General features: G+C 60.9%; 7 protein-coding genes and 1 pseudogene. 3 read left to right on the forward strand and 5 right to left on the reverse strand.

The window, feature by feature from the left end:
• Positions 1-67: 67 nt before the first annotated feature.
• Positions 68-3,790, reverse strand: a complete 3,723-nt coding sequence (locus AB4O16_RS03905) for a beta strand repeat-containing protein (protein ID WP_460157052.1) — start codon at positions 3,788-3,790, stop codon at positions 68-70.
• A gap of 546 nt (positions 3,791-4,336) precedes the next feature.
• Here AB4O16_RS03905 and AB4O16_RS03910 point away from each other — a divergent pair.
• On the forward strand, positions 4,337-7,213 hold the full coding sequence (locus tag AB4O16_RS03910) for a multicopper oxidase domain-containing protein (protein ID WP_460157053.1): 2,877 nt from the start codon (positions 4,337-4,339) through the stop codon (positions 7,211-7,213).
• Positions 7,214-7,322: 109 nt separating this feature from the next.
• A pseudogene (locus AB4O16_RS03915) lies at positions 7,323-7,481 on the forward strand (LysR family transcriptional regulator); the annotation flags it as partial.
• A 154-nt stretch (positions 7,482-7,635) separates the two neighbouring features.
• Here AB4O16_RS03915 and AB4O16_RS03920 read toward each other — a convergent pair.
• Genes AB4O16_RS03920 through galB form a run of 3 tightly spaced genes read right to left on the reverse strand, consistent with a single transcriptional unit; the run spans position 7,636 to position 10,174 of the window.
• Positions 7,636-8,724, reverse strand: coding sequence for a 4-oxalomesaconate tautomerase (locus AB4O16_RS03920; RefSeq protein ID WP_460157054.1), 1,089 nt, complete (start codon positions 8,722-8,724; stop codon positions 7,636-7,638).
• Positions 8,725-8,726: 2 nt separating this feature from the next.
• Positions 8,727-9,443 carry a 4-carboxy-4-hydroxy-2-oxoadipate aldolase/oxaloacetate decarboxylase gene (locus AB4O16_RS03925; protein WP_460157055.1) on the reverse strand — a complete coding sequence of 239 codons (717 nt, stop codon included), beginning with the start codon at positions 9,441-9,443 and terminating at the stop codon, positions 8,727-8,729.
• The gene (galB, locus tag AB4O16_RS03930) at positions 9,440-10,174 is read right to left on the reverse strand and encodes a 4-oxalmesaconate hydratase (protein ID WP_160385856.1); all 735 of its coding nucleotides are present in this window, start codon (positions 10,172-10,174) and stop codon (positions 9,440-9,442) included. The genes AB4O16_RS03925 and galB overlap by 4 nt, the downstream gene beginning before the upstream one ends.
• Positions 10,175-10,331: 157 nt before the next feature.
• Between galB and AB4O16_RS03935 the strand changes: the two genes are divergently transcribed.
• Positions 10,332-11,546 (forward strand): LysR family transcriptional regulator, encoded by a 1,215-nt coding sequence (locus AB4O16_RS03935; RefSeq protein WP_160385857.1) that lies wholly within the window; start codon positions 10,332-10,334, stop codon positions 11,544-11,546.
• Between the two features lie 49 nt (positions 11,547-11,595).
• Here the strand turns inward: AB4O16_RS03935 and AB4O16_RS03940 are convergent, their stop codons facing one another.
• Positions 11,596-12,843 (reverse strand): OprD family porin, encoded by a 1,248-nt coding sequence (locus AB4O16_RS03940; protein ID WP_460157056.1) that lies wholly within the window; start codon positions 12,841-12,843, stop codon positions 11,596-11,598.
• Between the last annotated feature and the right edge of the window lie 102 nt (positions 12,844-12,945).

The raw sequence follows: 12,945 nt of genomic DNA on the forward strand, positions 1-12,945 counted from the left end.
TCAGATGCGCCTGGCAAATCAAGAGTGATTCGCCAGGCGCCAGATTGCCAGATGCCAGATCCGCCAGTCAGAGTATAAAGTCCGCCGTGGTCGCGCTGTTGAGACCGACAATCTGGATGGCGAATTCGGCGGCGCTGTCGGCATCGGTATTGCCGTAGAGCACGCCCGCTGAAACCTTCAACTGGCCGGCCGCACTGAAGGCTGCGGTACTGCCGATGATCGAATTGAAGGCTTCATTGGTGACCGTCGCGGTGTTGGCGTCCAGCGTCGACAGGTCAATCTTGTCGGCCCCTCGGGTGAAGTCGCTGATGATGTCCCAAGTGGAACTGGTCAGCCCCGTTTCAGCGACGGCGTTGAAATCGAAGATGTCGTTGCCGGCGCCACCGATGAGAACATCCTTGCCCATCCCGCCGATCAGGATGTCGTTCCCGCTTCCACCGTTCAGCAGGTTGGCGGTGGCGTTGCCCGTGAGCCTGTCGTTGTAGCTGGAGCCGGTGAGGTTTTCGATGGCCAGCAGGGTGTCTGCGCCTGAACCACCGGTGGCCTGGGCCGTGGTCAGCGCCAGGCTGGCAGTGACGGCGCTGCCGGCAAAGAGGTAGGAGGCGGTGTCGATGCCGGTGCTGCCATCCAGGACGTTGTTGCCGGCCCCGGCATAGAGCGTGTTGTCGAGGCTGTTGCCCGCAAGGGCGGCGACCCCGCTCGTGAGGAGGCGCCCGTTCTCGACATTGGCGCCCAGGGTGTAGACGCTGAGAAAGCTGTAGACCGTGTCGCTGCCGCCGGTGCTGGCCGTGGCATTGGTTTCAACCACGACGTCACGAATGTTGTCGACGTAGTAGAGGTCGGAACCATCACCGCCGGTCATCCGGTCGAGGTCTGCGCCGCCATTCAAAACGTCATTGCCGGCGCCACCATTGAGCAGGTTCGCTGCGGCGTTACCCGTAAGCTTGTCGTTGTAGTTGGAGCCCGTGAGGTTTTCGATGGCTACCAGGGTGTCTGAGCCTGATCCGCCGGTTGCCTGGGCCGTTGCCACAGCCAGGCTGACGGTGACTGCACTGTCGGCATAGGCGTAGGAGACCGTGTCGACGCCGGTGCTGCCATTGAGGACGTTGTTGCCGGCCCCGGCATAGAGGGTGTTGTTGAGGTCGTTGCCCGTCACGGCAGCGACTCCGGTGGCGAGAATGCGACCGTTCTCGACATTGGCGCCGAGGGTGTAGGCGCCGAGAGCGCTGTAGACCGTGTCGCTGCCGCCGGTGCTGACCGTCGTATTGGTTTCAATCACAACGTCACCCGCGTTGTCGACGTAGTAGATGTCAGAACCGTCTCCGCCCATCAGCCTGTCGAGGCCTGCGCCGCCATCCAGAACGTCATTGCCGGCACCACCGTTGAGCAGGTTGGCTGCGGCGTTACCTGTGAGTTTGTCGTTGTAATCGGAGCCTGTGAGGTTTTCGATGGCCAGCAGCGTGTCTGAGCCTGAACCGCCGGTTGCCTGGGCTGTGGTCAGGGCCAGGCTGACGGTAACTGCGCTGCCGGCATAAATGTAGGAGGCGATGTCGACGCCGGTACTGCCATTGAGGACGTTGTTGCCGGCCCCGGCATAGAGAGTGTTGTTGAGGCTGTTGCCCGTCAGGGCGGCGACGCCGGTGGCGAGGATGCGACCCTCCTCGACATTGGCGCCGAGGGTGTAGGCGCTGAGCGAACTGTAGACCGTGTCGTTGCCGCCGGTGCTGGCCGTGGCATTGGTTTCAATCACGACGTCGCCGGTGTTGTCGACGTAGTAGGTGTCTGAACCCTCACCGCCCGTCATTCTGTCGAGGCCTGCGCCGCCGTTCAAAACGTCATTGCCGGTGCCACCATAGAGCAGATTGGCTGCGGCACTACCCATGAGCGTGTCGTCGTAGTTCGAGCCCGTGAGATTCTCGATGGCGATCAGGGTGTCGGAGCCTGATCCGCCGGTTGCCTGGGCCGTAGTCACGGCCAGGCTGACAGTAACTGCACTGCCGGCATAGATGTAGGAGACCGTGTCGACGCCGCTCATGCCATTGAGAACGTTGTTGCCGGCCCCGGCAATGAGGGTGTTATTGAGGCTGTTGCCGGTGAGAGCGGCAACCCCGGTGGCGGTGAGGCGACCGTTCTCGACATTGGCGCCAAGGGTGTAGGCATTGAGAGCGCTATGGACCGTATCGGTACCACCGCTGCTGAGCGTCGCATCGGTTTCGCGAACAACATCGCCAATATTGTCAACGTAGTAGGCGTCGTTGCCGAGTCCGCCAATCAAAGTGTCCGCACCCGACCTGCCGCTGAGGATATTGGCCCCATCATCGCCGGTCAGAACATCATTGAAACTACTGCCGATGATGTTTTCGATACTCCACAACTGGTCGGCAAAGTCTGAGATGGCGTGTTCCACGTCGTTGATGAAGTTCCCGATGCCGGTGCCCGGAGGAGGTCTGCTGTTAAGCAGAGCAATGGCACCCGTTGCATACCCAAGGCCGCTGGCCAGGTTCACGACCACGCTCGATTGGGCATTGGCATAACTGACGAAATCGTTGCCGGTGCCACCGTCGAGGGTTTCGCCGTGGTAGAACCAGAAGTCAAAGCCGCTGATCAGATTGCCGGATTCATCGTATGTCTTGCCGTAGTCAATCGACTCCAACGTCGCCGAATACCCCCCTTCAGCCATCAGGGTATCGTTGCCGCCTTCGCCCCTGACAACATCACGGCCGACATTGCCATCCAGGGTATTGTCTTGCGCGTTACCGATCAGGGTGTCGTTGAACTGGCTGCCGATCACCGCCTCGATGGTTCCCAGGGTATCCGTGCCGGAGCCGCCCGTGACTTGCGCGACGGTGATGCCCAGATTGATGGTGACAGCGTCCGCATACTCATAGGAAACAGTATCGAAGCCTGTATTACCGAAGAGACTATTATTGCCGCTACCTGCGTAGAGCACGTTGTCGAGAGCGTTGCCGCCCAGGTTGGAGGTCCCGGTCGAGAGAATGCGGCCACTCTCGATATTGGCACCGAGCACGTAACTGGCGAGGGAGTAGGCGACCAGGTCAAAGCCGCCTGTGCTGGTTTCGCTGACCACATCGCCGGAATTGTCGACGTAATAGGTGTCGTCCCCGTCGCCGCCCTGCATCAAGTCGGCACCTGTGCCTCCGTCCAGGACATCGTCGCCACCGTAGCCCATCAGGATGTTCTTGCCGCTGTTGCCGGTCAGCCGGTTGTTCAGGTCGTTACCGTCACCATTGATATTTTCGCTGCCTGTCAGCTCCAGGTTTTCCAGGGTGCTGCCCAGGGTGTAGGTGGGCAGGCTGGACTTGACCAGGTCGGTACCACCACTGTCCACTATTTGGTCCTGATCTATGTGGTAGTTGTAGAAGAAGCTGTCGCTGACGTTCTGTTCGGAGGCCAATCCCCCTTCAGACTCAATGGAAAACCACGCGGTGACAAACTTGCCGCCACGGGCGGCGTAGGTGCCTTGGCCCCAATACAGTCCGGATGATTCAGAAAAGAACATGGCGTCGATTTGCAGTTGACCGCCACTCCAGTAGCTGATCGTGGAGTAGAAGGGGCTCGTGAAACCGGAAACTCCGGATACATTGGTAAAGCCAGACTTCAGCTCGGGGATCTTGTCGAGAATGTAAATATCATCCCCGTCACCGCCATCCAGCGTGTCCAGACCTACACCGCCGTCGAGAATGTCATCCCCCGCCAGACCGATAATGCTGTCAGGCTCACGTGTCCCGACCAGATCATCGTTGTTCGTAGTGCCTCTTATCACGGCCATGTGTGATTTCCTTTATTCGACCGGCAGGGTGAAACCGCCAGGCATTTCATCGAAATTCGTTGAGGCTGCTACTGTCCGGCCGCAAAGATAGTGGCGCTCATTATATGTAGCCATTTGCCATCGTGCTCGCCCGATTGTCGCCTCTTATGGGGGGATGCTGGCAATTCATTGCGGCTATACCAAGCAAATTTCTGCAGTTCAGCCTGGCTGCCGGGCAGACCGGCAGAGATCAGCCAAAAGCGCTAATCGAAACCTTCAGAAAATGGTCTCTTCTCTTAGCCCGCCCCGCCCAAAAATTGCACCCTGCATTGGGGAACATCCCCCGTCATCGGGGGGTTTCACCCTGGCTTCTCATATCCCCGCCAAACGCCAGCTGACAAGGCTGCGCGGCGTTGCGCCATAGCCACCACCTGTCACTTCTGGTAGGAGTCTTGCATCGCTCTCATCCCGGCTCGAAATCAAGCATTTCGCCAGTCGGGCCAGAAGCAGTGGCTCGTTGGCCATGCATCGCCACGCGCTTCGAGGAATCCGTCAGAGGTGTTTGCGATGAAACTGGATACCGCAAGGTTGAATTCTAGTCCATTGTTCAAAACCAGGCTGGCGTTGAGTATCTCTGCTGCCGCGATCATGTTGGGGCTGGGTTTGTCCCAGGCCCGGGCGGTCCCTCTCGACAACACCGATCCCCCGCCACCTACCGACCCATCGGCGTTCAGCAATCCGCCCGCCGACCCCAATGCCGCATCGAGGGACTTGCTCAAGCAGCCTCCCGCAAACGTCGGCGCTTTCGACTTGCCCAATGGAGTCGGCGGTAACCGCAAGACTCCCTTGGTCGACAATGTGCTGCCACCCAATCTGCAAACCGGCTTCAACATCCCAACCAACGGTAATGCCAGCCCGGTTTTCGGGGCTCAACCGTTTACACAGAAGCTTGAACTTTTCGAGGAGTTCGGCTCGAACAGACTGGACCCGACCGACCCGCCATCACCCGTTCCGTTTCCGGTCCCGACGGTGGGCTCGGCACCGGCACAAGATCCATTGAAGGTTGCGCGTAGCGGCCCGTCGCCGGCGGCGCTGGATGCCTTTCTCAGGCAGCCTGCGTTGACGCCCTTCCCGACAGAGTTCTCCAATGTACTGGACCGCAACCCCTGGAAGGCGCAGATCGAGGACTTCCTCAATCGCCGAGTCGATTCGCCCGCAGAAGGCCGGCCTCCGGGAAAAGGCTGGTCGCACCAGCGCTTCAATGAGTTTCTCCCGCGCGACGCCTTCAAGACTGTGCAAGCAGGCGCGCACGTCAACAGCGGCTTGCGTGATCGCATGCAACGGCATAACTACGCCGTGGGGGAATTCGCGCCAGGCGGGCTCTATCACAACACCGACGGCAGCCCGGACAACGAGGGCACGACCAAGGGCATTCAGGTGCAGTTTCACCCCAACTTCCCTGTCCAGGACCACAATGCGCTGTGGACGTTCGACGGCACCTTTCCGCCCAAACTGCTCCTGGTGCGCTATGGCCAGGCGATGCTGATGCGTCATTACGATGCCTTGCCCATTGATCCGGCGGCGAACCGGGGCTTTGGCTTGCACACCCTCACCACCCATGAACACAACGGCCACTCCCCCGCGGAGAGCGACGGCTTTACCAACGCGTTCTTCTTCCCGGGCCAGTACTACGACTATCGCTGGCCGATCCAGTTGGCCGGGTACGACACCATCAACACCAAGGCTGAAGACCCGCGCGCGGCGTTCCCGTGCGACCCCGGTGAAAAGCTGTTCGTCAACGATGCCAGCCCCGGCTTCAAGACCTGCGACCACGGCACCATCAAGATCCGTGGCGACTGGCGCGAAACCATGAGTACCCACTGGTTCCACGACCACATGCTCGATTTCACCGCGCAGAATGTCTACAAGGGCAATGCGACGATGATGAACTACTACAGCGCCGTGGACCGTGGCAACGAGGCGGTCGACGACGGGGTCAACCTGCGCTTGCCCAGCGGTTCGGGGCTCGGTTGGGGTAACCGTGACTACGACATCAACCTGACGATCGCCGACAAGGCCTGGGACCAGGCCGGCCAGTTGTGGTTCAACCCCTTCAACACCGACGGTTTTCTCGGTGACCAGGTACTGACCAACTGGGAGTACAAGCCCTTCCTGGAGGTACGTGCCCGCCGCTACCGTTTGCGGATTCTCGACGGATCGGTTTCTCGCTTCTTCAAGCTGGCGCTGGTGCGCCAGGTCAATGGCAATGGTGGCGAGTTCCCCGGCCCGAACAACTCCGGGGTTTCATACAACCGGGTACCGTTCCACATGATCGCCAACGACGGCAACATCATGGAGCACGCTGTGCCGTTCGATGGCAGCCTGGACCTCGATGGCGACGGCGACAAACAGGACAACAATGCCATTCTGCCGATGCTGGGCGTTGCCGAGCGCTATGACATCGTCGTCGACTTCGCACAGAACGGCATCAAGCCGGGCGACAGGATTTTCTTCGTCAATATCGCGGAGCATGAAAACGGCAAGCTTCCAAAGCGTGACGTTCCATTGGCCGATGTACTCTCCGGCAGGTACCTGCCCGTCGTCAGGCAAACCAGCCACGGGCCACAGTGGATCAACGGTGACCCGGGCGTGGGTATGTTCATGCAATTGATCGTCAAGCCTTACACCGGCCAGGACGTCAGCATGAATCCGGCCGACTTCGAGCCCGCCAAGCCTGGCAAACCCGAGGGCAAGTTCATGATCCCGCTGCCCTTGCACCGTGATGACCCTGCCGATATCGCCCGGCTTGCCCAGGCGCGGCACCGCACCTTTATCTTTGGTCGCTCCGATGGCACGGACCTGACGCCCTGGTCGATCAAGTCCGATGGCGGCCCAGGCTTCAACATGGACCCGCGTCGGATTTCCGCTGCGCCGCAACTGGCCACTGGCCCGACACCGGCAGGGTTCAAGGGTGAAGGGACGCTGGAGATCTGGAAGATCCAGAACGGCGGCAATGGCTGGACTCACCCGGTGCATGTGCATTTCGAGGAAGGGATCATTCTCAGTCGAGGTGGCAAAACACCACCCGCCTGGGAAAAAGGCGCGCGCAAGGATGTCTACCGTGTAGGTTCCGATCCTGACAGCCTCGACAATGTCGAAATGGCCATACGCATCCGTGAGTTTGCCGGCACCTACATGGAGCACTGCCACAACACCCAGCATGAAGACACGTCGATGCTGCTGCGCTGGGACTCCGAGCACCCGGGTCAGTTCCAGTTGATGCCCACGCCATTGCCCAGCTGGGACGGCGTGAAATTCGTGAACTCGGTTGCATTACCGACATTCCGTACGGGAGATGGCGTCGGGCCGCAGGTCAAGGTCAACAATGGCCAAGGAGGTGGTAGTGGTAGCGGTAGCGGCGGTGTCAGCGGGGGCAAAGGCTAGCGTCGTTTAAAACCCAAAGCCGCCTGTCACCACGGTCGGCTTTGGGTCGATGGCGCATCCTCGTAACAGGCGCCAGTCGGCCAGTACGTGACGGTCGCAGCGCTTTCAACTGGGGCGAGTGGTCTCCCTGGGGCTGACCGAGCAGTTCGAGCCCCGACAACTGAGCATCGTGACGCGTCGCAATGGCGCACTGAGCAATCCGGCAGTGTGCTTCACCGAATGCCTGTTGCAAGTGATTCGGCGCCATGCGCGCTCGGCAAAAAAATAAGACCGCGCGCTGTTTGAAACCTTACGGCTGCGGTGAGGTGACCTACAGTTTCATGCCTGATACGTCAGGATGTCTAAGGGTCAGATCTGACCGTAGGTGCCGACGCCAAGCGTTCTCGCTCAAAAGCGCTAATCGATGCGCTTCAACACAACGCTTAACTGCCCTGATTGCCAGGCCATAGCATCCGCGGAACACAAACAGCCCCATCCAGAAGCAATCGGGCCGTTCTCATCAGACCGCAACTCACCAAACGATCATTGCCAAGACGCAATTCCACGGTGAACTCTCCGGTGGGGTGTTCGACCGAGAGTTGCTTGGTGTCACCCTGAACGACACTCGCCACCCCCACCGCCACACTGCCCTCGATCAGGCAGGCAACCGCCACACTGACCGCACCGAACACGCCGATGCTGGTATGGCACCGGTGTGGAATGAAGGTGCGGGTGCTGAGCGCCCCGCCTGCTTGTGCGGGTGCGATCAGGCACATCTTGGGCACGTTGCGCTGGCTCACGTCCCCCAGGTTCATGCGTGGACCGGCCTGCAAACGGATCGATTCAAGCCGGGCCTTCAACCGGGTGTCGGCATCCAGTTGCCCAGGTTGCTCGTAGCCACTGAGCCCAAGGTCCACGGCACGGATGAGGATGACCGGCATGCCATTGTCGACGCAGGTGACCTCTACACCATCGAACACATCGACCGCGTTGCCGGTGGGCAGCAATGCTCCGCAACTGGAGCCGGCGACATCCTCGAACTCCACGATCAACGGCGCGGCGTACCCTGGCACGCCGTCTATCCGTGCGTCGCCCGCATAGCAGACGTCGCCATCCGGTGTCGGTACCTGAGCAATCGCGATCTGCCCGGTGTTTTCCATGAAGATGCGTACCGAGGTTACCTCACCCGCCACTGCGACCAGGCCGCGCTCAATGGCGAATGGCCCGACACCGGCAAGGATGTTGCCGCAGTTCTGTCCGTAATCGACTCGCGGCTCATCGACCAACACTTGCGCGAACAGGTAATCGACATCGGCATCGGCGCGCGCGGAGGGCTTGATGATCGCCACCTTGCTGGTCAGCGAGTCGCCGCCTCCGATGCCATCGATCTGCTGCGCATCCGGCGAGCCCATGACCGCCAGCAATACGCGGTCGCGCAGCGCTTGCTCGGAAGGCAGGTCGCGGGCCAGGAAGTACGCGCCTTTCGAGGTCCCGCCGCGCATCAAGAGGCAAGGAATACGTGTCTGGCCCATGCTCAGTCTCCGAGTTCATCGAAGCTGTCGACGTAGCGCAGGCCCTTTTCCGCGAGGCGTTGGCGCATGTTGTAGATGTCCAGCCCCAATTCGCCCTTGGCCAGGCGCAAGGCTTTCTGTTCTTCCAGATCGGCGCGTGCGCGACTGGCTTCGACAACCTGCGCCACTTCGCCGCGACGCACGATGACCACGCCATCGTCATCGGCTACCACCACGTCACCCGGGTTGACCAATTGACCGCCGCACACCAGCGGCAGGTTGACCGAGCCAAGGGTTTCCTTGATCGTGCCCTGGGCACAGATGGCGCGGGACCAGACCGCAAAGCCCATCTCGCGCAGGGTGTGGGTATCGCGCACGCCGGCATCGATCACCAGGGCACGCACGCCGTGGGCCTTGAGCGAAGTGGCAAGCAGGTCGCCAAAGTATCCGTCGCTGCACGGCGAGCTCGGGGCGACCACCAGGATATCGCCGGGGCGGCACTGCTCCACCGCCACATGGAACATCCAGTTATCACCCGGTGCAACCAGCACCGTGACCACCGAGCCGCTGACGGCCACCCCTCTTTGAATCGGTGTGATCGCAGACGTCAGCAGGCCTTTTCGCCCCTGCGACTCGTGGATGGTCGCGACACCGAAGCGCCCCAGCTCATCGACCAACGCCTGCTCGGCCCTGGCGATGTTGCGCACGACGATGCCGGTCTTTCCGATCAGCTCGCTCATGCCAGGTTCTCCGTCACACGCGGGAAGATGCTCTGGTAGCCCTCGCCATAAATGATGTCACGGCTGGAGGTGATGCCTACGTTGCGCTTGGCCTGCACACCGCGCTGCAAGGCGACGCGCGTGTAGTACTCCCAGAGGTGTTCCTGACCGGCCATGCACTGGATGGCGGCGTACTTCTTGTCCCAGACCGGGGTGATGTCCAGCAACACATCAGGTCGCCATTCGCATTGCTCGGGCTGGTGCGGTTCGAAGCTGTAGACCGGCGGCGCACCGACAATTTTCTCGCCCGGCTTGTAGCCTTCGGCCTGGGCGATGATGCGCGCCTCTTGCGTCAGGTTCATGGCCAGCGGGTGATCGTAGTTGTAAGGGTCCTTGATCGAGTGACTGAGGACGAACTCGGGCTGGACTCGACGAAACACATCCGCCAGGCGAAACAGCGTTTCCTTGTCGGCTCGCATCGGGTAGTCGCCGATGTCGAAGAACTCGACGCTGGCACCGAGGATATCGGCGGCGGCCTGGGCCTCTTCGCGCCGCGCGCTTTTGACTTTCTCTTCGCTCATCTCGCCCTTGCGCCACAGCTTGGCGGACTCACCGCGCTCACCGAAGGACAGGCAGACGATATGCACGGCATAACCCTGTTGCGCATGCAGCGCGATGGCACCGCCCGCGCGCCAGACGAAATCGGCAGAGTGGGCGCTGACGACCAGCGCGTTTTTCGGTGACTCGATCATTGCGGATTCTCCTCCTGCGTTTCGAACGAGCATCGCACCGCGACCCGCCCCAGGAGTAATGCGTTGAAGTGTTTGAGGTATGCGTTTTTTTTATTGCCATCCACACAGGGCGGCGGCATAGTCCAGCGCAGATGCCCCTTTGCAGAGCCCGTGCCCCATGGAATCCACCGAACTGCCCAGCCTGATGCACATACGCGCCTTCGTCCGGGTGGCCGATCACGGGAGCGTTTCCAGGGCCTCGGTGGCGCTGTTTCGCGCTCAGTCGGTGGTGACCCGGTCGATCTCCGAGCTGGAGGCACGACTCGGCGTGCCACTGTTCGAGCGCCACGCCAACGGCATGCGCCTGACCGATTTCGGCGAGCGCTTGCTGCCGCGGGCACGTCGAGTGCTGGCCGAGCTCGACAGTGTGCCGCGACTGCTCGATGGCGCGGATAAACGCGCGGTCGAGCCGCTGTACCTGTTCCAGGCCCGGCGCCTGCAAGTGTTCGTCAAACTCTGCGAAACCCGGCACATGCAGACCGTCGCCAGCCTGCTCGGCCTGAGCCAGCCGGCCATCAGTTCAACCATCAAGGTGATGGAAAGTGGTTGCCGCCAACCGCTGTTCGAGCGCACGCCTCGCGGGTTGCAACCCACCCGTGCCAGTCACGAAATTCTCTTTGCGATCCGTCGGGCGCTGAACGAATTGCGCCACATCGAGACCGATATCACCGCTCTGCGCGGCACCTTGCAAGGTGTGGTGCACGTCGGCGCCCTGCCCTTGGGCCGCACCCGGATATTGCCCGAAGCCATGGTGCGCATGATGGCCGAACACCCGGGCATCCAAGTGATCACCAACGAAAGTCCGTTTGATCTGCTGGCCACAGAGCTGCGTGCCGGTGATGTCGATTTCGTCTTTGGGGCCTTGCGCCCGGAAGCCTACGCCAGTGACCTGGTCGGCGAAGCGCTGCTCACGGAAGACATGGTGGTGGTGGCGCGGCGCGGTCATCCGCTGTATTCGAGAAACGTGCTGCACGATGAACTGGGTGCCGCCCGCTGGGTGCTGCCTCGCGCCGGCTCGCCGGCCCGGCAGATGCTCGATGAATGTTTTACCCGGTTCGGCATTGCGCCCCCCCGGCCTGTGGTGGAAAGCGGCGATATGGCGATCATTCGCGGCCTGTTGTTGCGTTCGGACATGCTCGCCGCCGTGTCCGCCCATCAACTGGAACAGGAGATAGCCTCGGGCGAGCTGTGCATTTTGCCCCTGGAATTGAACCAGACCACCCGGGCTATCGGTTTGACTTATCGCAACGGCTGCCTGCACTCCTCGGTGGCTCAGGTCTTGATGGATATGATTCGCCGGGTGATCCACGAGCAGGCTCACTCCCACAGTTGACCACGGTCCAATGCAGGAGCGAGCCTGCTCGCGATGGCGGTGGTGAAACTTACAACAGACTGATCGGATAGCTGACGATCACCCGGTTCTCATCGAACTCATTGCTGCTGAAGCTCTTGCGAATGCTCGAATTGCGCCATTTGACGTTGAGGCTTTTCAGCGGCCCCGTCTGTACCGTGTAGCCCAGTTCACTTTCGCGCCCCCACTCCTTGCCATCGGTGATCGCGCCGGTGTGCACGTTGTCGCCGCTGATGTAGCGGTTCATCAGGGTCAGGCCGGGAATACCGAGGGCGACGAAGTTGTAATCGTGGCGCAGTTGCCAGGACTTCTCCCGCGCGTTGTCGTAGCTGTTGTTGTAGCTGTCATTGGCCAGGGTGCCGCCGCTGGTGCCGTTGACGCGCATCCAGGCATCGTCACCGGTGAGTTTTTGCAGGCCGACATAGAACGTGTTGCCGCCATACCGGGCCGACAGCAGCGCCGAGACGGTACGGTTGTCCAAGTCGCCGGCACGAGCACTGCCATCTTCGCGGCCCCAGAAGTAGCCGAGATTGGCGCCCAGCGTCCAGGCACCCAGGGGCTGGCTGTGGACCAGTTGCAGGTATTGCTGCTGATAGATGTCCTTGAGTTCAGCGTTCCACAGCCCGATCATCGTGCGCTTCTCGTTGAAGCCGTATTCGCCGCCGACGAAGTTGAAGCGATCGGAGGTGAACGCGGTCTTGCCCTGCATGAACATGTCTTCCATGCTCGCATCGTTGCGCGGACTGTTCTGCCGGAACTGCCCGCCGTACAAGGTCAGGCCGTCGACCTCCTGCGAAGTGACCTGACCACCACGAAAGGTTTGCGGCAACGAGCGACCGTCGTCGGAACGCAGGATCGGCAGCACCGGCATCCACTCCCCGACCTTCAGTTCGGTCTTGCTCACTTTCATTTTCCCGGCCACCGCCAGGCGACCGAAATCATCGGCGGGACGCCCGTCGCCATGGATCGGCAACAACTGAGTGCCACCGGTGCCCTTGCCGCCATCGAGCTTGACCGAGTAGAGCCCCAGCGCATCCACCCCGAAACCCACCGGGCCCTGGGTAAAGCCGGAGCGGAAGTCGAGGATGAAGTTCTGGGTCCACTCTTCGGCCTTGCTTTGCGGATAGGCAGGATTGGTGAAGTTGCGGTTGATGTAGAAGTTGCGCAGGTTCAGGTTGGCGCTGGCATCTTCAACGAAGCCCGCAGCGAATGCTTGCAGCGGTAGTGCGCAGATGGCTGCCAGCGAACAGACGATTCGATGATTGACGGCGGTTTTCATTGTTATTGTTTTCCGGTTTTTGGGGTAAAGGAAATGCCCTGCGCCCGCAATCACCGGGCACAGCAAGATCAGAAAAAAGGGATAGCGGCCCGGGACGAGCCG

The sequence above is a fragment of the Pseudomonas sp. S2_H10 genome (assembly GCF_054668285.1).